The organism is Paenarthrobacter sp. 10L420 (assembly GCF_056395385.1).
The window spans coordinates 57,922-83,148 of the sequence record NZ_JBFTJK010000007.1 but is presented as its reverse complement, the minus strand read 5'-3'; the positions used below and the strand labels follow the sequence as shown (position 1 = coordinate 83,148).

The window sequence follows — 25,227 nt, the reverse complement described above, 5'->3', positions numbered from 1 at the left end:
TGTCCGTTCCTAGTTACGTTTGAGGTTCCGCTTGCAGTTTCGACGAAGCAGGACGACAGCGAGCACGGCCAGGAGTGCCGCGGCCGCGAATTTGACGATCTGTGCGGGTTCGGGAGCCAGAAAGCTCACGAGGTCCAAGGGTTCATTTTCGATCCGCCTTCTGGTCGTCGCCGAACCGCTCGGGGTGGCGGCGCTTGAGGTGGTGGCTGCGGCGGTTTCGGGAGCTGCAGTTGTTGCCGTTAGGGCGGGTTCCTCCCTGTTGGATTCCCCCGTAGCGGGCTCAGCACCTGTATTGCGCGACTCCAAGGCCAGATTCTTCGCGAACTGCCCCACGATCTTGGTACTGATGTCTTCCAAGGCGCCGCGGCCAAACTGGGCAGGCCGTCCCGTGATGGCCAAGTCCGTGGTGACGTGGGCGTCGGTGGTCTCCCCGTTCGAGGTCAGCGTCAAGGTGACGGTGGCGTTGACCGTGCCGGCACCGCGATTTTCCTTACCTGCACCCTCGATAACCAAGCGCCTGTTCACCTCGTCGCGCTCGATGAAGCGGCCCTTCATCTTGTAGGCCATTTGGATGGCCCCGACTTTGACGCGGACGTGGCCCGCGACGTCGTCGCCATCAACTGAATCGAGCACCGCTCCTGGCATGCAGGACGCGACACGCTCGACGTCGAGCAGAAGAGCCCAGGCTTGGTCGATGTCGGTGGGAACGTTAAACGAGTTCTCTAAAATCACTGCTGTCTGCCTTGTTTTGTTGGGTTGGAATGACCGGTCATCGGGTGAGACAGGCCTTATCGAGAAGAGTCCAGATCCGGCTTGGAGACATAGGCAGGAATACGAGGTCCTCGGCGATCTCGGGAACAGCCGCTGCGACGGCATTTGCGATTGCACCGGGGGTCGGGATCGTGCCGCTCTCACCGGCGCCCTTGAAGCCGCCCGGAGTGAAGGGACTCGGATGCACCATATGATCCATCTCGATATCCGGGATGTCCTCGGAAGCCGGGAGAATGTAGTCGAGATAGGTGGTGGTCAGCGGCTGCCCTGCATCGGAGTAGACAACCTCCTCCAGGAGTGCGCTGCCGAAGCCCATGGCCACGCCACCGAGGATCTGGCCCTCGACAATCCTGGGGTTGACCACCACCCCGGCGTCGTGAACAAGCCAGTACGCCTCGACCGCAATCTTTCCGGTGTCCAAATCGACAGCCACCTGCGCCGCATGTGTGGCGTATCCGTACGTGATGCTTGGGGGATCATATTCTCCAAGTTCTTCAAGCGCGATTGGGTCACCTGGCTTGCGACCCCAGCCCATCCAGCCCCTGTGCGCGACCTTTGTCCATGAGATCGACTGCCCGCTGTCGGAGGCGGTGTAGTTCAGTCCGTCAAACGTGACATGCCCAACCTCGGATTTGAGCCCTGCGGCGGCTAGAGAGTGCATTCGTTCGCGGAGGCGTTCAGCTGCTCCGAGCAATGCTGCACCGCCGATCGTCACCGCTCGGCTCGCCTGGGAGGCCATGTTGGAAAACGGTGACACCGCCGTGTCGCCGAGTTGTACGGAGACCAGGCTCATCGGGACGCCGAGGGTTTCGGCCGCGATCTGGCCAAGAGCGGTTTCAATGCCCTGCCCCACCGAGGTGAGGCCCGAGAAGACAGTCACCGAGCCGTCCTCGTTGATGCGGACCTTGCTTGAATCCCATGAGCTCCAATGGATCTGATACATCTCGCATAGCGCCGACGGTGCAAAGCCGGTGATCTCCGTCATTGATGAGTAACCGATGCCGCGGCGTATTCGTGCGGTCGACGTGCTGTTCTTGTCCGCGGACATGGTCGCCGCGCGTTCGAGCGCTTGTGGGTAATCGCCGGAGTCGTAGGGCATCTGTAGCCGGGTCACGAAGGGCAACTCGTCGGATGGGATCATGTTCCGGCGGCGCAGCTCGATGGGATCAATGCCGAGCACGCGGGCCGCTTCATCGATCAAGCGCTCCCGCACGTAGGTGGCTTCCTGCATGCCGTAGCCACGGAAGGCCCCGGTGGGAACGGCGTTCGTGTACCAGGCCGTGACGGTGGCTGCTGCGGCCAGGGAGTACCGATATGGACCCTCCACCATCAGCCCAGACACTTGAAAGGGCCCGGTGCCCCCGGTTCCCGTGCAGGAGTAGGCGCCGACGTCACCGTGTAGATCCACATGTAGGGCAAGGAAAATGCCGTCTTCGTCGAGGGCAAGACGGGCCCGGTCCAGCTGGCCTCGGCCCTGGTAGCTGGACACTAGCGCTTCGGCGCGGTCCTCGATCCACTTAACCCTCGCGCCAAGGGTCTTGGCTGCCAGACATACGAGCGCCTCGTCCGGGAAGAGCAGCGTCTTAAGGCCGAAAGCCCCGCCAACATCCGGTGCTACCACGCGCACTTGATCGGCGCGCAGGCTCAGTGCCCTGGCTACTTCCTGGCGCACAAGATGCGGAACCTGGGTGCTCGAATGGACGGTCAGTTGTTCGACGGCCGGAATCCATTCGGCAACAAGGCCCCGCGGTTCCATCGAGTTGTGGCTGATTCGCGGCACGGTGTACTCGCGGTCAATGACCGTATGTGCCGAGGCGAAGGCACCCTTCAAGCTCTCGACGTCGTTGCCCAAGTGGATTTGGCCAACCATGTTCGAGCCGAATTCGGGGTGAACCAGCGGCGCATCCTGTGCCCGGGCATTCGCAATGGATACAACGGCGGGCGACTCTTCGAAGGTGACGTCAATCAGCTCAATGGCGTCCTCGGCAGCAGCACGACTGTCGGCCACGACCACCGCCACTGGCTGCCCGACGTAGCGGATCACCCGTTCGAAGAGGAGAAAATCGACCTCCTGCTGGCCCGGGATGAGCCAGGGCGCAGGGATAGTTTGGAATGCGCCGTCAAGGTCATCCGGCCCGAGCACTAGGGAAACCGCGGGGTCGCTCTGGGCTTCGGAGGCGTTGAATCCGGTGATGCGCCCGGCCGCGATCGGGCTGCGCAGGACGGCGGCGTGCAAAGCCCCGGTGTCCCTGATGTCATCGACATACCAGCCATCACCGCGAAGCATACGGTCGTCCTGGACCCGTGGAACGGAGGTCCCAATCAGGGACGCGCCAGTGTCTGGTTCGGTGATATTCATTCGGAGGCCTCCGCCCAGGTCTTGCGGATTGCGGAGCGGATCCCCGCGTAGCCGGTGCAGCGGCAAATGTGTCCGCCGAGCACGCGGTCCACGGTGTTCTCCACGGTGCGCCCTTCCCGCTGGGCGGCAGTGATGCTCATGAGGATTCCAGGGGTGCAGAATCCGCACTGCAGGCCGTGCTCGTCCTTCATCGCACGCTGAAAACAGGACAATTCGCCGTCGACAGCGAGGGACTCAACGGTTTCGACGCTTGCGCCGTCTGCTTGAACAGCGAGCATCAGACACGACCTGACAGCCACGCCGTCAACCAGGATGGTGCAGGCGCCGCAGACGCCCTGCTCGCATCCGACGTGAGTGCCGGTCAATTCCTGCTCGTGTCGGAGGAAGTCGCTCAGTAATGTCCGCACCGGAATCCTTTTGCTGCATTGGACTCCGTTCAGCATGAACGTAATTGATTTAGCCTGTTCCGTCATTTCTGCTCCTCGTCTAGGGTGGCAATCGCTCGTCGCACGAGCGAACGAAGGAGCCCACGGCGGAAGTCCGAGGTTCCATGGATGTCTGCTGGCGGGTTTACCTCTGCGGCCGCGGCCTTCGCGGCGTCGTCAGCCACTTCGGCGATTGGCCTCCCGATCAGGGCACCCTCGACGCCCACCAGACGTTGTGGAACGTCTGAAATTCCGGCGGCCGCTGCCCGGGCCTCGACGATGACGCCGTTCTCGGCCGACACGCCCAAACACAGCCCCGCGAAAGGGAAGTCTCCCTGGCGACGGGAGATCTCGTCGTAAGTGAAGGCGAGTCCCGGGTGCAGTGGAAAATCTACTGAAACGACGATTTCATCAGGTTCCTTCGAGGTGGAGAAGAGCGATTCGAAGAAGTCTTCCGCCGCCACTGTGCGTGAACCAAGGCGTGAGCGCAGATGGATCATCGCACCGAGAGCCACCGCAATTGCAGGAAGCGCTGCGGAGGGATCAGCGTGGCTCAACGTGCCGCCCACGGTGGTTCGTGCGCGGATCTGAGGATGGGCCACAAAGGAACATGCACGGCCGAGGACCGGCAGGACCGAGCGGACACCTGCGTCGTGTTCAAGCACCCCAAGGCGGACCGTCGAGCCGAGCGAAACAGCGGCCTCTGATATCGCGATGGTATCCAAGCCCTCAACACGATTGATGTCGATGACCAGCTCCGGCCGCGCGAATCGCATGTTAAGCAGTGGGATCAGGCTCTGCCCTCCAGCTAAGATCGTCGCGCCATCCTGCGCATCGGCCAAAAGATCGAGCACCTGGTCCAGAGAACTTGGCGCTTCATAGTCGAACGGGGGTGGTTTCATAAGGGTCCCTAGCGTCAGTGTCGGGGAACGGATCGGGTGCAGTGGCCTTAGCAGTAATAGATACCCGGCCAACGGCGGCACCAGTTCAGGAGCATACATTTTGCATTCAAAAGTGAATACACTTTGTAAGTGTGGCGCACGTCGCAGACTAAAGCAAGAGGGACCCTCGAAATTTGACCGAAGGAGTAGCCGCCAGTGATTAAGTTCCATGTTGGACCGTGATTCCGCCTCGCTGACGGCGGGTGCTAACTACCGGCCAAAGATAGTTCTTGAAGATCTCGGGTGCCCGGCGCGCTTCCCGCTGCGAGGTCCACGGCTTCTCGCGGAGGCTGGTCTTCTGTGCGATGTCGTGGGCCGCGCGGTACTTGGGACCGTGGCACATCGTGGCAGTCACCTACCCTGGCCCATATTAACCAATGGAACCCTGAAAGCGAGTCCCGCGCAGGTACCACGAAGCCGATGGGAAAGCTCTAGAAACGCAAAAAACCCCCGGAAAATCCGGGGGTTTCTTTCGGTGGGCGATACTGGGTTCGAACCAGTGACCTCTTCGGTGTGAACGAAGCGCGCTACCACTGCGCCAATCGCCCGTGTGAAACCTGCATCAACTCGCTGATGCATATAGAAGACTAGCCCACCCTGGCTGGATTGCAAAACGCCCTCAAGCGGCCGAATCACAAGGCTGGAATTACAGCCGTGAAACTCCCCGCCAACCCCGCAGATTCAAGGATCCAGGCCCCTTAAGAACCCAAAGCAACCAACCGATTTGGAGTTTGAAGCAACCTCCTATAGAGTTTTTACTCGTCGGAAAGCGACGGAATGCCTACCGGGCAGGCCGCCGCAACGGCACTGCGGACGTAGCTCAGCTGGTAGAGCACCACCTTGCCAAGGTGGATGTCGCGAGTTCGAATCTCGTCGTCCGCTCGCAAGGCACTGTCAAGGCAAGAATTCCTCGGAATCTGCTTACACGGTGGGTTGGCCGAGAGGCGAGGCAGCGGCCTGCAAAGCCGTATACACGGGTTCGAATCCCGTACCCACCTCGGTGAAAACCATGTCTTCCAGCCACGGCTGGATGCATGGGCGATTGGCGCAGCGGTAGCGCGCTTCCCTGACACGGAAGAGGTCACTGGTTCGATCCCAGTATCGCCCACCAGAACAAGGCAACTTGTTTGTTGTTGAAGGCCCGGCATGCGCCAGGCAGACAACATGTGCGGACGTAGCTCAGCTGGTAGAGCACCACCTTGCCAAGGTGGATGTCGCGAGTTCGAATCTCGTCGTCCGCTCTCCTTTCATTAGGACCCGGAAACGGGCGATTGGCGCAGCGGTAGCGCGCTTCCCTGACACGGAAGAGGTCACTGGTTCGATCCCAGTATCGCCCACCAGAACAAGGTAACTTGTTTGTTGTTGAAGGCCAGGCATCTGCCGGGCAGACAACATGTGCGGACGTAGCTCAGCTGGTAGAGCACCACCTTGCCAAGGTGGATGTCGCGAGTTCGAATCTCGTCGTCCGCTCCAACGAAAAAAGGCAGCTCCTCGGAGCTGCTTTTTTTATGCCCAGACGCGGAGCCACATGCCATTCATTATTTGAAGTAACTGATACACCTAAGAAAAAGTCGCTTTATCTAATGTGATTCCTCTCGCACAATGTAATGCGAGCTCATCACCGTTCCACGCCAACTGGCAGGAGTACCCCATGAATCAACAGACGGCTTCCCAATCCGTCATGAGGCGCAAGCCCATCGACGACATCGAGGAAGAAAGCAAGCACAGCGGACTCTTCAAGAGTCTTGGCCTCTGGCAACTGACGGCCATCGGCGTCGGCGGGATTATCGGCGTCGGCATTTTCTCGCTGGCCGGCCTTGTAGCCCATGGCGACGCAAACAACCCGGGCGTTGGCCCGGCCGTGCTCGTCTCGTTCCTTATTGCCGGGCTTGCTTCCGGCGCCGCCGCTCTGTCATATGCCGAATTTGCGGGCATGATCCCCAGGGCCGGTTCCGCCTACACCTATGGCTATGTGGCTTTGGGCGAGATCATCGGCTGGTTTATTGGCTGGGATCTCCTGCTTGAATACATCGCCATTGTTGCCGTTGTGGCCATCGGCATTTCCGGCTACTTCGATGCTTTCTTGTCCGGCATCGGAATTCACATGCCCACTTGGATGACGTCCACAGCGGATGAAGGAAAGGGCGGCATCATCAACCTTCCGGCAATCCTGGTGTGCCTCTTGGTGACCTGGATCCTGAGCAGGGGAACCAAAGCTTTCGGCCGCTTCGAGTTGGTGGCTGTCGCCATCAAGGTGGTGCTGATCCTGTTCATCATCGGGTTGGGCATTTTCTACATCAACACCGAGAACTTCAATCCGTTCATGCCCAGCGGCTTCGGCCCGGTTTTCTCCGGTGCAGCCACGGTGTTCTTCGCTGTCTTTGGTTACGACGCCATGAGTACAGCTGCGGAGGAAGCCAAGGACGGCAAGAAGCACATGCCCAAGGCGATCGTCCTGTCCCTGATCATCGCCATGCTGCTGTACGTGGCAGCTACGCTCGTCCTGACCGGCATGCAGAACTACAAGGACATCGATCCCAAGGCTGGCTTCGCCTCCGCGTTCACCGGGGTGGGTCTGCCTGTCATCGCCACCATCATTTCGGTTTTCGCTGTCTTGTCCATCCTGACCGTGATGCTGACCTTCCTTCTGGGCGTTACCCGCGTGTGGTTCTCCATGAGCCGCGACGGCCTGCTGCCGGGCTGGTTCGCCCGTACCGACCGTCACGGAACGCCGCAGCGGGTGACATGGATCGCGGGCATCGCCTCCGCCTTCCTCGCTGGCGTTTTCCCCATCAAAGCAGTTGCCGACCTGACCAACATCGGCATCCTGGCAGCCTTCGTCGTGGTCTGCATTTCCGTTATCGTGTTCCGCTACAAAAAGCCTGAGGCCCCCCGGACCTTCCGTTTGCCGTGGATGCCGGTGGTTCCTGCGTTCGGCGTGCTGGCTTCCGGATTCCTGATGTCCCAGCTGCATTGGGAAACCTGGCTGCGTTTCGGCGTCTGGCTCGTTGTTGGCCTCGTGATCTACTTCGCCTACGGCCGTAAGCACTCGCTCATGAATCCGGACAGCCCACGTCACCTTGAGCTCAGTAAGCCCTTGGCGTAGCGCGCCTGAATCCTTGGCACACCCGGATTCTGGTGTTATGGTCGGACGCGGAGGAGCGAACTGGCTCCGCGAAGGAAGGGAGGTGCCCGTGGGTTTAATTGACGACCTGAAGGGTAAGGCTCAGGGTCTCATTCAGGGCAACGAAGAAGCCATCCAGAATGGCATCGAAAAGGCCGGAGACTTCGTCGACCAGAAGACAGGCGGCAAGTTCGCAGGTCAGGTTGACGCGGTTCAGAATGCCGCTTCCGACTTCGTGGCTACAACAGACGGGGACGCCGCACAGGCTCCCGTCGCGGATGAGCCTAAGCAGCTGTAGCTGCCTGAGCCCGCCGTACCAGATACGTCAAGGGGGCACCGGTCCCGCCGAGAGGCGCCACCGGTGCCCTTGGCGTTTAACCGGCGACTGGCTTCCCGTCCGGTATTTTGGTCCTTATGCCATCAGCCTCTTCCGCAGTCCAGCGCCCCTCCCGCCAGGACACGTTGGGGCCGCCTATTACGGCTGGCATCGTCACTGCCCTCGTCGGTTTCACGTCCTCCTTCGCTGTGGTCCTTGCCGGACTGCGGGCTGTGGGAGCCAACCAGGCGCAAGCCTCCAGCGGCCTCCTTGCCCTCACACTGTCGTTCGGACTGGGCACCTTGTGGCTGGCGTGGAGGTCGAAAATGCCCGTCACCTTGGCTTGGTCCACCCCGGGTGCGGCGCTCCTCGCCTCGGCAGGAATGGTCGACGGCGGCTGGTCGGCAGCGGTGGGTGCGTTCGTCCTCGTCGGAGTGCTGATCGTCCTGACGGGGTTACTGCCCAGCCTTGGCAGGCTCATGGCGAAGATACCCACAGCGCTGGCGCAGGCGATGCTGGCGGGCGTGCTGCTCCCCCTGTGCCTGGCACCTTTCCGATCCCTGGGAGAAGTGCCCTTGCTGGTTGGCCCGGTGGCCCTTTGCTGGTTGGTGATGATGAAGTTCGCGGCCCGCTGGGCTGTTCCGGCATCGCTTTTGGTCGCCCTCGCTGTCATCGGCATCCATATCGTGGCGAACGGCGTTCAGATTCCCGGAGACGACCTGTTGCCCCGGCTCGAATGGACTACTCCCACATTTACTGTGGAGGCAGCGGTGGGGCTTGCCCTGCCCCTGTTCATTGTCACGATGGCATCCCAGAACATTCCCGGCGTCGCCGTGCTCAAATCCTTTGGCTTCACAACGCCGTGGCGGGCATCCATGGTGGTCACGGGAGCCGGAACCATCGCGGGCGCTCCGTTCGGAGGCCACGCCATCAACCTTGCTGCTTTGAGTGCGGCGTTGGCCGCGGGCGAGGAAGCGGGGAAAGACCACGGCAGGCGCTGGATCGCCGCGTTCGTTGCCGGGCTGGCCTACCTGATACTGGCAGCGTTCTCCGCAGCCCTTGTCACGGTCGTTGCTGCTGCACCGGCGGGTTTGCTTGAAGCGGTGGCAGGGCTGGCCTTACTAGGCACCTTGGCCTCAGCCATCTCCTCCGCATTGGCAGTTGCCGAAGAGCGCGTACCGGCGTGCATCACCTTCCTGCTAGCCGCCTCAGGGATCAGCTTCGCCGGAGTGGGTGCAGCCTTCTGGGCCTTGGCGGGAGGCATCCTGGTCCGCTGGTTGCTGAAAGACCGGGAACCGCTGACGCCTTCACACAAGTAGCGCCGGAACCGATTCAGGCAGGTTCGTGGTTCTGTCCTTCACGGGCAAGAGCCGTAAGCCTGGACACGGCACGGAAGTACTTCTTCATGTACCCGCCCGTCATCATCTCTTCAGTGAAGAGTTGGTCGAAGGGGACGCCGCTGGCAAGAATCGGCACATCTTTGTCGTAGAGACGGTCGGCGAGGACCACGAAACGCAATGCTACTGCCTGCTCGGTAATCGTCTCGACGTCGCGCCACACCACGGCTTCGATGCCCGAGATCAGCTGGCGGTAGCGGCTGGGGTGAACGCCGGCGAGGTGGTGCACGAGAGTGCCGAAGTCATCCACAGCAACTGTTTGTCCGTCGAACTCGGCGTGCATGCGGTGCTTGAGCTCTTCAGTCTTCAACGGTGACGGAGCTGCGGGCAGGCCGCGGTGGCGGAAGTCTTCGCCGTCAATCCTGACCACATCAAACTGGTCGGCAAGGACCTGGATTTCCCGTTGGAAGTCCACGGCTGCGAAGCGTCCTTCGCCCAAGGAACCCGGCAGGGTGTTCGAAGTTGCGGCCAGCTTTACGCCGGCGTCGGCCAGTTCGCGCATCAGGCGGGACATCAGCACGGTGTCGCCGGGATCATCGAGTTCGAATTCGTCAATGCAGACAAGCTTGTAGTTGCTGAGGGCTTCCACGGTCTTGCGGAACGAGAGCGCGCCTACGAGGTTGGTGTATTCAACGAACGTACCGAAGGCCTTGGGCCCCGGAGACCGGTGCCAAAGGGAGGCCAGAAGGTGGGTCTTTCCGACGCCGAAGCCACCGTCAAGGTAAATGCCGGCCCGGGTGGCGGGAGCCTTCTTGGCGAACAACTTCTTGAACAGGCCACCGCCGTCATCGGCTCCAACACCGTCAGCGAAAGCCGACAGCAGCTTGACCGCATTCGCCTGGCTGGGCTGGGCAGGGTCCGGGCGGTAGCTATCGAACGATACCTCTCCGAATCGCGGAGACGGGTAGAAACCCTTAAGGAGTTCCTCCACGGAGACTGCCGGTGTTCGGGCAGCCAGTTGTTCGATCTGTACCACGGTGGTCCGTTCTTAGAGTATTTGGGTCCCCAGCAAGAATACCGGCATCCGGCCTCCCGAAAACGGCGACGTGACCAAGGCCATGTTTCACCATATGACCAGCGGGGAAGCATTCCTCGCGGCCCGTGGTTAGTGTTGGAGCACGCCGGGCCGGCAACTGATGCAGCTTCCAGGGCCTGGCTCCGCCCGTTGTCAGTGAAAGGCCATCATCATGTCCTACCCCGTTGAACAAAACGAAAAGTTCGCGTCCTACGCCAACCCTGAACGACTCGTATCCACGCAGTGGCTTGCCGAGGCACTTGCCGAAGGCGCCATCGCCGACGGCAAGCTGGTGGTTGTGGAGTCCGATGAAGACGTCCTCCTGTACGAAACCGGCCACATTCCGGGTGCCGTCAAGATCGACTGGCACACGGACCTGAACGATGAAGTGACCCGCGACTACGTCGACGGTGCCGCGTTCGCCGCCCTTGCAGCGTCCAAGGGAATCTCCCGCGACACCACCGTGGTGATCTACGGCGACAAGTCCAACTGGTGGGCTGCCTACGCGCTCTGGGTGTTCACCCTGTTCGGACACGAAGATGTCCGCCTGCTGGACGGTGGCCGCGACAAGTGGATCGCTGAAGGCCGCGAATTGACCACCGACGTACCGACGCCGGCCCCGGGCACCTACCCCGAAGTAGAGCGCAACGACGCTCCCATCCGGGCCTTCAAGGAGGACGTCCTTGCTCACCTGGGCAACCCCCTGATCGACGTCCGCTCCCCCGAGGAGTACACGGGCCAGCGCACCCACATGCCCGCCTACCCCGAAGAAGGCGCACTGCGTGGCGGCCACATCCCCACGGCCGCTTCAATTCCGTGGGCCCGCGCTGCTGCTGAGGACGGCACCTACCGTTCCCGTGAGGAACTGGAAGCCCTCTACCTGGGCGAAGCCGGCCTGACGGCGGGCGACGACGTCGTGGCATACTGCCGCATTGGCGAGCGGTCCAGCCACACCTGGTTCGCGCTGAAGTACCTGCTGGGTTTCGAGACTGTCCGCAACTACGACGGTTCCTGGACCGAATGGGGCAACGCGGTCCGCGTACCCATCGTCAAGGGCGCCGAGCGCGGTTCCGTGCCGGCAGCCTTGGTCCGTAACTAGCGATACAACGTAACTAGCAATGCAATCAGCGCCGTTGTGCGTAAGCTGGAAGTGATGAGTACCAACACTTTGCCCGCCGCACTGGCGGAAATCGTCGATGACTTCCAGGCACTGACGGAGCCTGACCGCCTGCAACTGCTGCTCGAGTTCTCCCGTGGGCTGCCCGAACTTCCGGAGCGCCTCAAGGATCACCCGGAGCTGCTGGAGCAGGTTGTGGAGTGCCAGTCGCCTTTGTTCCTCACGATCGAGTCCGAGAAAAACAAGGACGACGCCGAAGGCCCCCGCGCCTACCGGTTGTTCTTCAAAGCTCCTCCGGAAGCTCCCACCACGCGTGGATTCGCCGGGGTACTGCACGAAGGACTCGATGGGTTGACGGCCCAGGAAATTCTGGACGTTCCGGATGACATGCCGGAGTTGCTGGGATTGACCAGGGCCATCACTCCCTTGCGTATGCGCGGCATGACCGCCATGCTCGGCCGTATCAAGCGGAAAGTAGCGGCCGCAAGCCGCTTGGAACGCTAAGCCGTTTCGGCAAGGCAAAGCGGGCTTTTCTGCAAGGAAAAGCCACTTTCTGTACGGCAACGCTGAGAGGCATCCTGGCACATGGCCAAGAAGATGGCATCACAGGGAACGCCGGCCACTGCAGCACTCGCTGCGGCCGGCGTTCCCTTCGTGCTGCACCCGTATGCCCATGATCCGTCGGCCTCAAGTTACGGGTTGGAAGCTGCCGAAGTCCTGGGCATCGATCCCCAGCGGGTCTTCAAGACATTGATGGTGGAGGTCGAAGGCAAACTCGCCGTGGGCATCGTCCCCGTTTCAGGAAACCTGGACCTCAAGTCCGTCGCGGCAGCCCTGGGTTCGAAGAAGGCAGCCATGGCCGACCCCAAGGCGGCCGAGCGCCGCACCGGCTACGTCCTGGGCGGAATCTCCCCCTTGGGCCAGCGCCAAGCCTCCCCCACCGTCCTGGATGAGTCGGCTTTGTCCTTTGACACCATCCTGGTGTCCGGTGGGCGACGCGGTCTCGACATCGAGCTTGCCCCAGGGGACCTGGTCCGGCTGACCAAAGCAGTGACGGCGCCCATCGGCGCCAAGGGCTAACGTCACCCAGCCTGCGCGTTACCCTCCGACTGCCCGGCACGTTCTGACAGACCAGCAGCCTCCGACTGCCCGGGATTGTTCCGGGGAGCCAACTGACGCTGCAGCCATGAGCGAACCAGCCGTTCCCATTTCTCCGGGTCAACGTTCCACTCCTTCGTGTGCCGCGCTCCATGGAATGGTTCGAACGTCACCATGTCCGGGTTCTTTTCCGCAAGGCTCGCAGAAGGCTCAAACGGGACGTAGTCGTCGTCAACACTGTGGATCAGCAGGGTTGGGGTTCGTAGCTCAACGGCCCGTGCTTCCCAGTCCATCGCTTTGAAATCCACGGGAGCGGATAATCCGGTGAGCCTGCGGCCCAGTGGATGTCCGAGCATCAACTGTCCATAACGGCCCACGTTGTAGGGGATCCTGTTCATCTCAGCGTGGTGGGCCATCACGTTGACCCAATTGATCACTGGCGCGTCCAGCACCAAGGCCCGGATCAGGTGCCTGTGCTTGGAGAGATCTGCTGTCTGGAGGCTGATCGCTCCACCCATGGACCAGCCGAACAGGACAACTTCCCGGGCACCATGTGCCATTGCATATTCGATCGCAGCTTCCACGTCCCGCCACTCCGTGGAGCCCAGGCCGTAGCGCCCATCGATCGCCGAGGGTGCAAGGCCGTCATTGCGGTACGAAATCAGCAGGCTATCCAGTCCCAACTCCCGGGCGGTCCGAACAGCCCTGAGGCCTTCAAGCCTGGTGGCACCGCGGCCATGAACCATGATCGCCCAGATGGGTGCGTGGGTAGCGGCATCGGCCCGGACCAGCCATGCTGGTGCCTTTCCGACGTCGAGGTCGATCTCTACATCCTCGGCGGCCAGGCCGATGGCCGCGGGATCCGGGTACGTTGCGCCGCTCCACCATCCCCGGCGGGCTTCAGCCAGATTGCCGCTGTAAACCTCTTCGACCTCGCGCAGCACCGTTTGTTCAGCTGGTGAGTAGGACACGATCCTGCCAATCCTGGCATGGCCTTTGCCGCCCTCGAAGAAGAGGCTGAACACGCCGTCGATGGTGGTGTCAGGGGTGGCCGCAAGGATGACCTGCAGTCCCTTGTCGCTGCGGATGACGGCGAGAACCTCCTGGTCCTCATGGCGGGCAGCGGGCGTAATGACGCGGCGGGCAAAATACACTGCGAGCGCGGAGGATCCTGCACCGACGAGTCCTGCGAGTGTCCCTCCGGTGAGGATTCCCGCGATGGCCCATTTGGTGCTCAGGGACATTTTCTTCTCTGCAGCGTTGCTTGCTGACCGGGTATTCAATGCCATGGCTCCATTGTCGCCGTTCAGTAGCCGTGGTCCATGCAGGTGGAGGGCGCGCGGCGGATTGGTTGCGGGGAATGGGCTGGCAGGAATTGAGTGCCGAAAATCTGCGTCGTCTTGTTCGGCGGGACTACGCTGTAGCCATGAGCGATCCCATCGTCATCCTGACAGAAGAGCCCCTTGGTCCCGACGACCGCGTCAATATCGCCAAATTGGTCGACGGCGGCGACGCACCTTTGGTTGTCCTGGTCCCGGCCAATACAGAGCGACATCTCCTGGTCGATTTCCTGGAGAACCTTTCCATGCTCGATATTGCCAAAGCGTTCCGGGAACTTGGCGGCCAGTCCCCCACTCCGGATGCTGAGAGGGCGGAGGCGTCGGAAACCCTGACGACTTCTTTGGCAGCGCTGGAAGGTTTGGGCGGCGGTGTCACAGGCGAGATTGTCGACGGCGGTGCCGTGGCCGGCTTGGTATCGAAGGTCCGGGCCCTGGACGCCGCGCAAGCTGTGGTGGTAACGCGTCCGCACGCAATCGCGGATACTTTCCACACGGATTGGGCCAATAAGGCGCAGGACCAGTTGGGGCTTCCGGTTCTTCACTTGTATGCGGGTTCGGGATTTATCGGCGACTCGTGAGCGTTGCATAAGACATGAACACTCCTGAGAACACCAGCAAGACCACGGGCGTGCCCATGGAGAAGTCCGACGCCCAGTGGCGTGATGAGCTAACCCCTGATGAGTACCAAGTGCTGCGCCAGGCCGGTACTGAGCGGCCTTACACCGGCGAGTACTGGGACACTCATACAGAGGGCGTTTATCAGTGCCGCGCTTGTGGCAGTCAGTTGTTCACCAGCCACGAAAAGTTTGATTCCCATTGCGGTTGGCCGTCTTTCTGGGCGCCGTTGGCGGAGGGCACGGTGCGTTACCTGCATGACCGCACCATGGGGATGGACCGGGTGGAAGTCCGGTGCGCGAACTGCGACTCGCATTTGGGTCACGTGTTTGAAGGCGAGGGGTACGGCACTCCCACGGATCAGCGGTTCTGCATTAATTCGATCTCGCTGCGGCTTGTGGAATCGAAAGAGCCAGTTGAGTCCATGGAGCCAGCTGAGTCCGACAAGAAGTAGGCCCTTCCGGGGCGGGCGGGCATGCCGCGCGCCCCGGAACGCACAGCTGCTGCATCTCGAGCACTTTGAAACAACCCTTTGCAACAGTCTTGCTTATGCTCAGCCCATTTTTGGATTAGCTAAGCTTTTCGGTTGCTACGCTCACATCAGAAATATGAACGACTTCTGAAAGGACGAGCATCAATGACCATCACTGCCACCGCCGCCCTCCCGCGTGTCACTGCCGACAACATGGAGTGGACTGCGCTCAAGGCCGCTGCCACCAGACTTCAGGCGTTCCAGGAGCAGGACGGTTCCATTGCGGATCCGGCCGTCCACGCAGAAGCCGCACAACTGGTAGCAACGATTTCGGATGCCATCATCACGTTGGCCCCTCACTTCCCGCACGACGCCCGATACCTTGAACTGTTGGTGGAAGACTTCAGCCGCTGGGTCCAGGGCGGGTTTGGAGCTCCGGATTTCCTGGACTCCCTCCAGGCGTTCCAGCCGCAGGAGCAGCGTGTCGATGGCCTCCAGCATCTGGTGGTCTTCCCGATGTACACCCAGAACGGCAGCACCAACCGCTTGTTTGAAGCTGTCTTGATCGAGGTCATTTGGCCGGAGTTCATTGGCGGACTGGAAGCCGGCGAGTACTCCAACAAGCTCTTCGTTCCCATTCGTTTTGTTGATTTCACCCCGGGCTACGACACCAATTCGGCAGTCCTCTTCCCGGAGACAGTGGCTGTCCGCGAGACACCGACGTTCACGTGGGGCGCCATCTTTGCAGACCGCGAAGCGGCCCGCTTCCGCCGCGTACTCAAAGCTGCGGCTGCCACCACATCACTTGTGCTCCCTGCGGACGCCGCGGAGCTCCTTGAAGACCAGGAACTCACCCAGCGCACTTTCGTCATGTGGGACTTGATCCACGACCGCACGCACATGCGAGGCGACCTTCCCTTTGATCCGTTCATGATCAAGCAGCGCATGCCGTTCTTCCTCTACTCCCTGGAAGAGCTCCGCTGCGACCTGACGGCCTTCCGGGAGTCAGTACTCATCGAAAAGGACGAGAACGCCGATCCTGATGCCCGCAGGCATGCCAAGCTGGTGCAGTACGCGGTGATTTTTGACCGGATCTTCCGGTTCGCCATCACCGGCAGCCGCGTCCGCAATTACGACGGCCTTGGTGGCCAGCTCCTGTTCGCGTGGATGCACCAACACCACGTGCTGCACTGGACGGACAGCAAGCTCAGCATCGACTGGGATGAAGCAGCAGACGTAGTTGTGGAGCTCGGTGCCAGGATCGAAGAGCTGTACTGGCGTTCCATCGACCGCCCGAAGGCCTCCCACTGGCTTGCGGCCTATGAACTCATTTCCGGTACAGTGACTCCACACCCGGCGTCGATCTGGGCCAAGGGCCCTGAAGCCCTGCCTTTGAACGGTGCCCCCCGCGGCCTTACCGACCAGGTCCTGGACGATGAGTTCCCGCTGTCCATGTTCTACGAAGCATTGGAGAAGAAAATGCGCCCTGTTATCGAATCCACTACCGGCATCACTGGCGCGACGGCGGCCTGATGAGCCCACTGACAGTCCTGGTGACCGGCGGCAGCAGCGCGTCCGGTGTAGCTGCGGCGCGCGCTTTGGCGGCCGCCGGTCACAGGGTTTTCACCATCGGTTCAGACGATGTCCGCATCAAGGCCGCATCCTTGGAGGCCGGTGATGGCGTAACCCCGCTGGTTTGCGATCTCGCCAGCCTTGATTCTGTTCGCGAACTTGCAGAGACGATTCATCAGCTCGGCGTCGAGCGAATAGACGGCGTCGTCCATCTGGTGGGCGGCTGGCGCAGCGCGACCGGCATCGAGGACCAGTCCGACGACGACTGGGAATCCCTTGAAGAGGGCGCGATTACCACCCTGCGCAACGTCTCGCGCGTTTTCTATCGCCAGTTGGAAGAGTCACCCCATGGCCGCTTTGCCATGGTCTCATCCACCGTCGTGTCTGCACCGACCGCCGCAACGGCCAGCTATGCAGCTGCCAAGGCCGCGGCGGAAGCCTGGACCCTCGCGGTAGCCGACGGTTTCCGGCAGGATCAGTCAGGAAACAAGCAAGCCCCGGCGCCTCAACACAGCGCCGCGGTGATTTTCGTGGTCAAATCCCTCGTCGATGCCGCTATGCGGCGCGCTCACCCGGAGCGGCGCTTCCCCGGCTACACGGACGTCGAAGAACTGGCTGCCTCCGTCGTCGAACTCTTTAGCGAACCGGCGGACACCCTCAACGGCCAGCGCATCCTGCTGGCCAAATAGACTTGAAAGCGTGAATGAACCAGTGACGAGCACAACAGAGGCGCTCCACAGCGCCACCGCCACAACCGGCCACGGCCAACTCCACGACCCCTCGGTTCGAGGCTTTGCTTCGGACAATTATTCCGGAGTCCACCCCGAGGTCCTCGCTGCTCTGGCTTCAGCCAACGGAGGCCACCAGGTCTCCTATGGTGAGGACGTTTACACCGCCCGGCTCCAGGAGGTCCTGGAACAGCAGTTCGGCAGCGGCATCGAAACCTTCCCGGTCTTCAACGGCACAGGCGCCAACGTCCTGTCCCTGCAATCGCTCCTCCCCCGCTGGGGTGCCGTCATTTGCGCATCCACGGCGCACATCAACATGGACGAGAATGGTGCGCCCGAGCGGGTTGGCGGTATCAAGCTGCTGCAGATACCCACCGAAGACGGAAAGCTCACGCCTGCGTTGATCGACCGCGAAGCCTGGGGCTGGGGGGATGAGCACCGCGCTCAGCCCCTGGTTGTCTCCATTACCCAGACCACCGAGTTGGGCACGTGCTACACCCCTGAAGAAGTACGGGCCATCGCCGATCACGCCCATGCCAAGGGCATGAAGTTGCACATGGATGGAGCGCGGCTGGCAAACGCGGCAGCACACCTTGGCGTTCCCCTGCGTAAGTTCACGCGCGACGCCGGTGTGGACATCCTGTCGTTCGGCGGCACCAAGAATGGACTGCTTTTTGGTGAAGTCGTGGTTGCCCTCAACCCTGAAGCCGCCGACGGCCTGAAATTCCTTCGCAAAATGAACATGCAGCTGGCTTCGAAGATGCGCTTCATCTCGGCGCAATTCATCGCCTTGCTGGAGGACGGACTGTGGCTACGGTCAGCTGCCCGCGCCAACGCGATGGCAGCACGCCTGCGCTCGGCCATCGAGGGTATCGACGGCGTGGAGCCCACCCAGGCCACACAGTCGAACGGCGTCTTCGCGATTCTGCCCGGCGGAGTCGCCGACCGCCTGCGCTCATCCTTCGCCTTTTACGATTGGGACGCTGCCCGTGGTGAAGTCAGATGGATGTGCTCCTTCGATACCACGGAGGAAGATATCGACGCCTTCGTCGCCGCCATTAAGCGGGAGCTGGCCACCGATTTGGCGGCCGGCTAACAAGTGAACAAGGAATTGTCCGGGGCGGCGAGCCTGCAGGGATTCGCTGCCCCGGACGCATAATCTGCGATGGTGAACGCCCTCGCCCAGGTTCCCTCGGAATTTCTTTCCGCCTTGGGATCGCTACGAAAAGCACAATGCCGCAGCGAACTGCGGTTGGACGAAATCCCTGCGCCCGCCCGTCTGGCACCATACGCTGTGGCCCTTGGAGCGGAAGTCTTCAGCCCGACGGCAGCCACCCGCCAAATTCCGGTCCACGGCCCTGCAGCCAAAGCCTTCGCCGAAAAGCAGAACGCCAGCCCTCCGGATGAAGAGGACGACGAGCTGGCTACCGGCCGTTTCATCCTGCTGTACGACCCCGACGGCTCGGCAGTATGGGAAGGCGAATTCAGGATTGTCACCTATATCCGCGCACAGATGGACGCCGAGATGGGAAATGACACCATGCTGGGTTCCGTCGCGTGGACCTGGCTGGTGGAAGCCCTTGAAAACCATGCTGCCCAGTACCGCGCTGCGGGAGGTACTGCAACAAGGATTCTTTCGGAGAGCTTCGGCACCCTGTCCGATCGCCCCGACACGATAGATATCGAATTGCGTGCCTCCTGGACTCCTGCCACGGCAAATGTGCAAGCGCACCTGGAGGCCTGGTCTGACATGGTCTGTACGTTCGCCGGACTGCCACCCTTGCCCCCGGGCGTTACCGGACTACCCAACAGGAGGCTCAATTGATTGCCCTGAATTCGTCCACAAGGGCCTGCCGCAGCAGGAATCGGTAAGCTTAAGCCACCATGACCCCTGAAAACCTGGATAAAACCACAACCGGCGATCCGGTTGCTGATCCCACCACCCACATCAAAGTTGAAGGCTTCGACAGCCACATCCCTGAAGTCATCGATCTCGATACCCCGCGCGAAGGCGTGCCCCTGGTCATCGATACCTTGGCAGGCCTGGAGCGATGTGCCGCGGCTATTGCGGCCGGAACCGGGCCGGCCGGCGTCGACGCCGAACGCGCTTCCGGATTCCGCTACGGCCAGCGCGCCTTCCTCGTACAAATCCGGCGCGAAGGAGCCGGCACCTGGTTGATTGACCCCGAACCGTTTGACAACCTGAACATCGTCAATGATGCGCTGCGCGGTGTCGAATGGATCCTGCACGCTGCCACCCAGGACCTTCCCTGCCTTTCCGAGCTGGGCATGTGGCCGGACAAACTCTTCGATACCGAACTTGCGGCCCGGCTGGCCGGACTCCCTCGCGTCGGGCTCGCTGCCGTCATCGAACAGCTGCTTGGGTTCGGTCTCGCCAAAGAACATTCCGCCGCAGACTGGTCAACACGGCCGCTGCCGGAGCCTTGGCTGCGCTACGCTGCCCTAGACGTCGAAGTCCTGGCTGAACTGCGCGAGGAGCTCATCGAACTTCTTCAGGCCGACGGCAAGCTCGGATTCGCAGAGCAGGAATTCGAGGGAATCCTGGCTGCCGGTATCGCACCCCCAAGGGTGGATCCATGGCGGAAGACATCCGGACTCCACCAGATCCGTGACCGCCGCCAGCTGGCCGCCGTTCGGGAACTGTGGGAGGAGCGGGATCAACTGGCCCGCAAGCGTGACGTCGCTCCCGGACGGCTCATCCCCGATTCCGCCCTCGTCGCAGCAGCCAAGGCGCTTCCCACCACCGTTCCCCAGCTCCTGGCCACCAAAGGCTTCCATGGCAGGTCAGCGCAGCGCGAAGCCCCCAGATGGTTGCGGTGCATAACCACAGCCCGCACGCTCACGGAACTGCCTCCCCTGCACTTGGTCACCAACGCCCCGCCGCCGCCACGCGTATGGGTGGACAGGGATCCGGCAGCTGCCGCACGCCTTGCCACAGCCCGCCCCGCGCTCCAGGAAAAGGCCGACGAACTCAAGCTACCTATCGAGAACCTGCTCACCCCGGACTACCTCCGCCGCGTGGCGTGGCGGCCACCGTCGGACGTTTCACTGGAATCGATAGCCGATGAGCTACGCACCCTGGGTGCGCGGGAATGGCAAATCTCCTTCGCAGCGCCCATCCTGACTGAGGCATGCTTGAACCCAAAGCCACTCCCCGGCAAGGAGTCCAAGTCGAGGGAAGCGCAGCAATCCAAGGACTCCGACTGATTCATTACCTTGCCCCTGGGCCCGTCACCCGAACTTCGGTTCGAGGTGGCGGGCCTTTTGCGTCCCGGGACACGTCAGGCATCCGCAGCATCTTGCATCCTAACCACCTTGCACCCCATCTACCTTGCACCCTAAGTTACTCACGAGTAACATTGCATTAATGCCAATCGGAGACCGCTCTGCGGAATCCGGCACCATGTCTCAACGAGGAGTTAACACATGAGTCCATCACGCAGTGCTCAGAGGAGCGTCCGCGACGTCGTGTTCGTGGACGGTGTGCGGACACCCTTCGGTAAAGCCGGCGAGAAAGGCATCTACGCGGGTACGCGCGCTGATGACCTCGTCGTAAAGTGCATCCGCGAACTGATGCGCCGCAATCCGTCGTTGCCTGCTGACCGCATTGACGAGGTAGCCATCGCCGCGACAACCCAGACCGGCGATCAAGGCCTCACCATTGGCAGAACAGCGGCCCTTCTGGCAGGCCTTCCCCGCACGGTGCCCGGCTTCGCCATCGACCGCATGTGCGCTGGAGCCATGACAGCAGTGACGACGACGGCGAGTGGCATCGGCTTCGGCGCGTACGACGTCGTCATTGCCGGCGGCGTGGAGCACATGGGAAACCACCCCATGGGGTCCGGCGCCGATCCCAATCCGCGTTTCATGTCAGAGCGGCTCGTGGATCCCGCAGCGCTGAATATGGGCAACACGGCCGAGAATTTGCACGACCGCTTCCCGGCCATCACCAAGGACCGAACTGACGCCTACGCGGCCGCTTCGCAAGCGAAACTGGCCCAAGCGTATTCCCGCCAGCAGATCCAGGACGACCTCGTCCCGGTGGCCACCATGAAGCCAGGGCAGGGTTGGGCATTGCACACCGTGGATGAGCCACCCCGTCCAGGAACCACGGTGGAGGATCTTGCCGAACTGCGTACGCCCTTCCGGGCCCATGGACGGGTTACGGCGGGCAACGCAGCAGGCTTGAACGACGGCGCCACTGCTGCGGTACTCGCTTCGGCAGAAGCCGCCGCGGAATTGGGCCTGCCAGTGAAGATGCGCTTGATCTCTTATGCCTTCGCGGGAGTGGAACCGGAAGTCATGGGAATCGGTCCCGTGCCAGCCACGGAAAAGGCCCTCAAAAACGCGGGCCTCGCCATCGAGGACATCGGATTGTTCGAGATCAACGAGGCCTTCGCGGTACAGGTCCTGAGCTTCCTTGATCACTTCGGCATCGCGGATGACGACCCCCGGGTCAACCGCTATGGCGGGGCGATCGCCGTCGGACACCCGCTTGCTTCCTCAGGCGTTCGGTTGATGAACCAACTGGCCCGGCAGTTCCAGGAAGACCCCTCGGTCCGTTATGGCATCACCACCATGTGCATCGGCCTGGGCATGGGTGCCACAGTGATCTGGGAGAACCCGAACCACGCTGACTTCGAATCGTCCCTCCAGACCACTACAGAAGGAGCCGCCGCATGAGCGCCACAGAATTCCAGAAGCTCGCCTCCCTCTTCCCCGACGAGATCGTGACGCATTCCTACGTCCAGGACATCCAGCTTCCAGGCGGTGCAGGCACCTTTGCCTTAATCACCCTGGACAACGGACTGGACCACTCCAAACCCACCACGCTGGGGCCAAACACCCTGGTGGAATTGGGCGAAGTCCTGGATGGACTCAAGGAGCGTGCCGCCAAGGGTGAAATCGTAGGGGTCGGAGTGACCGGCAAACCATACTTCCTGGTGGCCGGCGCAGACTTGTCTGCCGTGAAGACCCTCAAGGAACGCGAGCATGGCCTGTGGATGGCCCAGCTTGGACACGCTGTGTACTCCACCCTGGCCAACCTCGGGGTGCCCAGCTTCGCCTTCATTAATGGTCTGGCGCTCGGCGGCGGACTCGAGATCGCCCTGCAATCCACCTACCGGACCGTCTCCACCGGCGCAGGTTCCCTCGCACTGCCTGAGGCGTTTATTGGCCTTGTTCCGGGCTGGGGCGGCGTCTACATTCTCCCCCGCTTGATCGGACCCGAAAACGCCGTCAAGGTAATGATCGAGAACCCGCTCAGCAACAACCGCACACTCACCGGCCCGGAAGCGTTTGAGCTCGGTATTGCCGATGCCATCTTCGAGCCGGCCGACTTCGTGGAGCAGTCCCTTGCGTGGGCTGCCCGTGTCATTACCGGCAAAGAAACCCCAGTGCGGAAGAACGCCGTCGACCCTTCGGACGAAGGCGTCGCCGGCCGCTGGGCTGCGGCGGTTTCCGCAGGCCGTGCGTTTGTTGAGGCGAAGACCTCCAATGCTTCGCCCGCGCCTGCCAAGGTGCTGGACATCATGGAAGCAAACCGCACCATGAGCCAAGGCGAATCGGCGGAGCTGGAATGTGAGACCCTTGCCGGCCTGATGCAGACGGATGAGTTCCGCTCCACCGTGTACGCTTTCCTGGACCTCGTGCAGAAGCGCTCCAAGCGGCCTGCAGGCGCACCGGACCGGAAGCTGGCCCGCCCGGTCACCAAGGTAGGCGTGGTAGGCGCGGGGCTCATGGCAAGCCAGCTGGCGCTACTTTTCGCCCGCCAGCTCAAGGTGCCGGTCGTCATGACCGACATCGATCAGGCCAGGGTGGACAAGGGCGTCGCGTACGTCCACGCAGAAGTCGATAAATTGCTGGCAAAGAAGCGAATCAAGGCCGACGCCGCCAACCGGACCAAGGCGCTCGTCACCGGCTCGGTGTCCAAGGAAGTCCTCGCCGACGCCGATTTCGTCATCGAGGCCGTGTTTGAAGAGCTGCACATCAAGAAGCAAGTCTTCGCCGAAGTGGAAGAGATCGTCTCCCCCGAGTGCATCCTCGCCACCAACACTTCCTCGCTGTCCGTAACCGCCATGGCCGAGGACCTACGGCACCCGGAGCGGCTGGTGGGCTTCCATTTCTTCAACCCTGTTGCCGTCATGCCGCTCCTGGAAATCGTCAGGGCGCCAAAGACTGACGACGCAGTACTTGCTACTGCTTTTGAGCTCGCCAAGGGCCTGAAGAAGACTGCCGTCCTGGTTAAGGATGCGCCGGCGTTCGTCGTAAACCGCATCCTGCTCCGCCTCATGGGCGAAGTCATCGCCGCTTTCGACGAAGGCACCCCCGCCGAAGTGGCAGACACCGCTTTGCGTCCCATGGGCCTGCCGATGACTCCCTTCACCCTGAGCGCCATGGTGGGACTGCCGGTCGCACAGCATGTGCAGGAGTCCCTCCATAATGCCTTCGGAGACCGTTTCCCCGTTTCACAGAACCTGCAGAAGCTCATCGACAACGGCGTAAAGTCCGTCTGGGTCCCCGGTCCGGATGGAAAGCCAGTCATCCCGGCTGAAACCCTGGCCATCATGTCCTTCGGTAACACTCCCTCCACACGCGAGGAAGTGCTGCGGCGAACCCAGGATGCACTGGCCGAGGAAATCGGAATGATGCTTGAAGAAGGTGTGGTTGCCGGGCCTGAGGACATCGACCTCTGCGTCATCATGGGTGCGGGCTGGCCCATGTTCCTGGGCGGCATCACTCCCTACCTGGACCGCGTTGGCGCCTCTGAACGCGTCAATGGCAAGCGTTTCCTGGCACCCGGCGTCGCCTCTGCCCCGGCCTAAACCGGAAAGTAGGCAGAGTAGGGGCAGTGGCCGGAGCGAAAGCCCGCGCCACTGCCCTTCCTTGTTTACGAGCGCTTTTGTGTCTAGAAGAGTGCCACCTTGGGAGCACGCGGGAAGATCTCGTCCAGTTCCTCGCGCTCCTCCTGGCTAGGGACCCAGCACACTGCTTCCGCGTTCTCACGAATCTGCTCCGGACGCGTCGCTCCAGCGATGACACTGCTGACGCCGGGTTGGGCTGCCAACCACGAGAATGCCAGCTGGAGTTCGGTGATGCCCCGCTCCTTGGCGAACTGACCAAAGCGGCCCAGCTGCTGCCAGTCGGCATCATGCACCAGATTGGTCCGTGTGTGGCTCAGCCGGGAACCCTCGGGGGCATGACCGGCGGAGTACTTGCCTGTGAGCAGGCCATTGGCCAGGGGGAAATACGGAAGCACACCAAGCGAGAAGGCGCTGGCTGCCGGAATGACCTCGAGCTCGGCCCGGCGGTCCAGCAGGTTGTAGTGGTTCTGGGTTGAAATGAAGCGGACCCCTCCAGACTGCCGCCCAACGTACTCGGCTTCGGCGATCTGCCACCCAGCGAAGTTCGAGTGACCGATGTAGCGGACCTTGCCGCTGGTGACCAGGACATCCAACGCTGCAAGGGTTTCCTCAATGGGCGTCTGTGGGTCCGGGGTGTGGAACTGGTAGAGGTCGATCCACTCCGTGCCCAGCCTGCGCAGCGAGGCTTCAACCGCCTTGAGGATGTAGCGCCGGGAACCGCGCCCACCAAAGTCGTTGCCATTGGCCCCGTGCATATCCATGCCAAACTTGGTACCGATGACGACGTCGTCGCGATGTCCCTTCAGCGCTTTGCCCAGCATGGCCTCGCTGAGGCCAGGCTCCCGGCCGTAAACATCTGCGACGTCGAAGAACGTCACCCCGGCATCGATCGCAGCGCGGACAACGGCATCCGTGCCTTCCTGCGACTCCGTGGGAGTGTTGGCGCGCCCCAGGTTGTTACAACCCAGCCCTACAGCTGAGACGGTCAGTCCGGAGTGGCCAAGGCGTCGATATTCAGTCATGGAACCCAGCCTATAACGCTCTTCCGGGGAC

Annotated in this window: 23 protein-coding genes and 7 tRNA genes; 21 read left to right on the top strand and 9 right to left on the bottom strand. The window is 61.8% G+C overall.

Annotation, left to right across the window (positions count from 1 at the left end; genetic code table 11):
* Positions 1–9 precede the first annotated feature (9 nt).
* The 6 genes from AC1DD5_RS12670 to AC1DD5_RS12645 all read right to left on the bottom strand — a co-directional run bounded on the left by AC1DD5_RS12670 (position 10) and on the right by AC1DD5_RS12645 (position 5,044).
* Entirely contained in the window at positions 10–732 is a 723-nt protein-coding gene (locus AC1DD5_RS12670; protein WP_477521635.1) for an SRPBCC family protein, read from the bottom strand.
* 37 nt (positions 733–769) lie between these two features.
* Positions 770–3,130, bottom strand: a complete 2,361-nt coding sequence (locus AC1DD5_RS12665; RefSeq protein WP_477521634.1) for a xanthine dehydrogenase family protein molybdopterin-binding subunit — start codon at positions 3,128–3,130, stop codon at positions 770–772.
* The gene (locus AC1DD5_RS12660; RefSeq protein ID WP_477521633.1) at positions 3,127–3,603 is read right to left on the bottom strand and encodes a (2Fe-2S)-binding protein; all 477 of its coding nucleotides are present in this window, start codon (positions 3,601–3,603) and stop codon (positions 3,127–3,129) included. Before AC1DD5_RS12660 ends, AC1DD5_RS12665 begins: the two co-directional genes overlap by 4 nt.
* Positions 3,600–4,457 carry an FAD binding domain-containing protein gene (locus AC1DD5_RS12655; protein WP_477521632.1) on the bottom strand — a complete coding sequence of 286 codons (858 nt, stop codon included), beginning with the start codon at positions 4,455–4,457 and terminating at the stop codon, positions 3,600–3,602. The genes AC1DD5_RS12660 and AC1DD5_RS12655 overlap by 4 nt, the downstream gene beginning before the upstream one ends.
* 199 nt (positions 4,458–4,656) lie before the next feature.
* Entirely contained in the window at positions 4,657–4,851 is a 195-nt protein-coding gene (locus AC1DD5_RS12650; RefSeq protein ID WP_477521631.1) for a hypothetical protein, read from the bottom strand.
* A gap of 121 nt (positions 4,852–4,972) precedes the next feature.
* Positions 4,973–5,044 (bottom strand) — tRNA-Val (locus AC1DD5_RS12645).
* A gap of 261 nt (positions 5,045–5,305) precedes the next feature.
* Between AC1DD5_RS12645 and AC1DD5_RS12640 the strand changes: the two genes are divergently transcribed.
* From AC1DD5_RS12640 to AC1DD5_RS12600, 9 genes are all read left to right on the top strand, one after another.
* Positions 5,306–5,378 (top strand) — tRNA-Gly (locus AC1DD5_RS12640).
* A gap of 45 nt (positions 5,379–5,423) precedes the next feature.
* Positions 5,424–5,494, top strand: a tRNA-Cys gene (locus AC1DD5_RS12635).
* Between the two features lie 38 nt (positions 5,495–5,532).
* A tRNA-Val gene (locus tag AC1DD5_RS12630) sits at positions 5,533–5,607 on the top strand.
* 57 nt (positions 5,608–5,664) lie between these two features.
* A tRNA-Gly gene (locus AC1DD5_RS12625) sits at positions 5,665–5,737 on the top strand.
* A gap of 24 nt (positions 5,738–5,761) precedes the next feature.
* A tRNA-Val gene (locus tag AC1DD5_RS12620) sits at positions 5,762–5,836 on the top strand.
* A gap of 57 nt (positions 5,837–5,893) precedes the next feature.
* Positions 5,894–5,969 (top strand) — tRNA-Gly (locus AC1DD5_RS12615).
* A 178-nt stretch (positions 5,970–6,147) separates the two neighbouring features.
* On the top strand, positions 6,148–7,602 hold the full coding sequence (locus AC1DD5_RS12610; RefSeq protein ID WP_477521630.1) for an amino acid permease: 1,455 nt from the start codon (positions 6,148–6,150) through the stop codon (positions 7,600–7,602).
* Positions 7,603–7,684: 82 nt separating this feature from the next.
* A complete protein-coding gene (locus AC1DD5_RS12605; protein ID WP_223936935.1) occupies positions 7,685–7,918 on the top strand; it encodes an antitoxin in 234 nt (77 codons plus the stop codon).
* 116 nt (positions 7,919–8,034) lie between these two features.
* The gene (locus tag AC1DD5_RS12600; RefSeq protein ID WP_477521629.1) at positions 8,035–9,255 is read left to right on the top strand and encodes a benzoate/H(+) symporter BenE family transporter; all 1,221 of its coding nucleotides are present in this window, start codon (positions 8,035–8,037) and stop codon (positions 9,253–9,255) included.
* Positions 9,256–9,268: 13 nt separating this feature from the next.
* Here the strand turns inward: AC1DD5_RS12600 and zapE are convergent, their stop codons facing one another.
* Complete coding sequence (gene zapE / locus AC1DD5_RS12595; protein ID WP_477521628.1) at positions 9,269–10,309, bottom strand: cell division protein ZapE; 1,041 nt, start codon at positions 10,307–10,309, stop codon at positions 9,269–9,271.
* A 211-nt stretch (positions 10,310–10,520) separates the two neighbouring features.
* Here zapE and AC1DD5_RS12590 point away from each other — a divergent pair, with 211 nt between their 5' ends.
* The 3 genes from AC1DD5_RS12590 (at position 10,521) to ybaK (ending at position 12,545) form a co-directional block, all read left to right on the top strand.
* On the top strand, positions 10,521–11,447 hold the full coding sequence (locus tag AC1DD5_RS12590) for a sulfurtransferase (RefSeq protein WP_431119791.1): 927 nt from the start codon (positions 10,521–10,523) through the stop codon (positions 11,445–11,447).
* Positions 11,448–11,501: 54 nt separating this feature from the next.
* Positions 11,502–11,969, top strand: a complete 468-nt coding sequence (locus AC1DD5_RS12585; protein ID WP_442006526.1) for a SufE family protein — start codon at positions 11,502–11,504, stop codon at positions 11,967–11,969.
* Positions 11,970–12,050: 81 nt separating this feature from the next.
* Entirely contained in the window at positions 12,051–12,545 is a 495-nt protein-coding gene (gene ybaK, locus AC1DD5_RS12580; RefSeq protein ID WP_477521627.1) for a Cys-tRNA(Pro) deacylase, read from the top strand.
* A gap of 2 nt (positions 12,546–12,547) precedes the next feature.
* Here the strand turns inward: ybaK and AC1DD5_RS12575 are convergent, their stop codons facing one another.
* Positions 12,548–13,852 (bottom strand): alpha/beta hydrolase family protein, encoded by a 1,305-nt coding sequence (locus AC1DD5_RS12575; RefSeq protein WP_477521626.1) that lies wholly within the window; start codon positions 13,850–13,852, stop codon positions 12,548–12,550.
* 137 nt (positions 13,853–13,989) lie between these two features.
* Here AC1DD5_RS12575 and AC1DD5_RS12570 point away from each other — a divergent pair, with 137 nt between their 5' ends.
* From AC1DD5_RS12570 to AC1DD5_RS12530, 9 genes are all read left to right on the top strand, one after another.
* Positions 13,990–14,481 (top strand): hypothetical protein, encoded by a 492-nt coding sequence (locus tag AC1DD5_RS12570; RefSeq protein WP_442017509.1) that lies wholly within the window; start codon positions 13,990–13,992, stop codon positions 14,479–14,481.
* Between the two features lie 14 nt (positions 14,482–14,495).
* Positions 14,496–14,972 carry a peptide-methionine (R)-S-oxide reductase MsrB gene (gene msrB, locus AC1DD5_RS12565; protein ID WP_442017510.1) on the top strand — a complete coding sequence of 159 codons (477 nt, stop codon included), beginning with the start codon at positions 14,496–14,498 and terminating at the stop codon, positions 14,970–14,972.
* 183 nt (positions 14,973–15,155) lie between these two features.
* A complete protein-coding gene (locus AC1DD5_RS12560) occupies positions 15,156–16,523 on the top strand; it encodes a DUF6421 family protein (protein ID WP_477521625.1) in 1,368 nt (455 codons plus the stop codon).
* Positions 16,523–17,251: an SDR family NAD(P)-dependent oxidoreductase gene (locus AC1DD5_RS12555; RefSeq protein WP_442017512.1), complete on the top strand. Its 729-nt coding sequence runs from the start codon at positions 16,523–16,525 to the stop codon at positions 17,249–17,251. The genes AC1DD5_RS12560 and AC1DD5_RS12555 overlap by 1 nt, the downstream gene beginning before the upstream one ends.
* Positions 17,252–17,273: 22 nt before the next feature.
* Complete coding sequence (locus AC1DD5_RS12550; protein ID WP_442017623.1) at positions 17,274–18,386, top strand: threonine aldolase family protein; 1,113 nt, start codon at positions 17,274–17,276, stop codon at positions 18,384–18,386.
* A 69-nt stretch (positions 18,387–18,455) separates the two neighbouring features.
* Entirely contained in the window at positions 18,456–19,115 is a 660-nt protein-coding gene (locus tag AC1DD5_RS12545) for a DUF3000 domain-containing protein (protein ID WP_442006519.1), read from the top strand.
* Between the two features lie 59 nt (positions 19,116–19,174).
* Entirely contained in the window at positions 19,175–20,518 is a 1,344-nt protein-coding gene (locus tag AC1DD5_RS12540) for an HRDC domain-containing protein (RefSeq protein WP_442017514.1), read from the top strand.
* A 219-nt stretch (positions 20,519–20,737) separates the two neighbouring features.
* Positions 20,738–21,994, top strand: a complete 1,257-nt coding sequence (locus AC1DD5_RS12535) for a thiolase family protein (protein WP_477521624.1) — start codon at positions 20,738–20,740, stop codon at positions 21,992–21,994.
* Complete coding sequence (locus AC1DD5_RS12530; protein ID WP_477521623.1) at positions 21,991–24,135, top strand: 3-hydroxyacyl-CoA dehydrogenase NAD-binding domain-containing protein; 2,145 nt, start codon at positions 21,991–21,993, stop codon at positions 24,133–24,135. The genes AC1DD5_RS12535 and AC1DD5_RS12530 overlap by 4 nt, the downstream gene beginning before the upstream one ends.
* An 83-nt stretch (positions 24,136–24,218) precedes the next feature.
* On the opposite strand, the gene AC1DD5_RS12525 is transcribed toward AC1DD5_RS12530, so the two are convergent.
* Positions 24,219–25,196, bottom strand: a complete 978-nt coding sequence (locus AC1DD5_RS12525) for an aldo/keto reductase (protein ID WP_477521622.1) — start codon at positions 25,194–25,196, stop codon at positions 24,219–24,221.
* Positions 25,197–25,227: the final 31 nt, after the last annotated feature.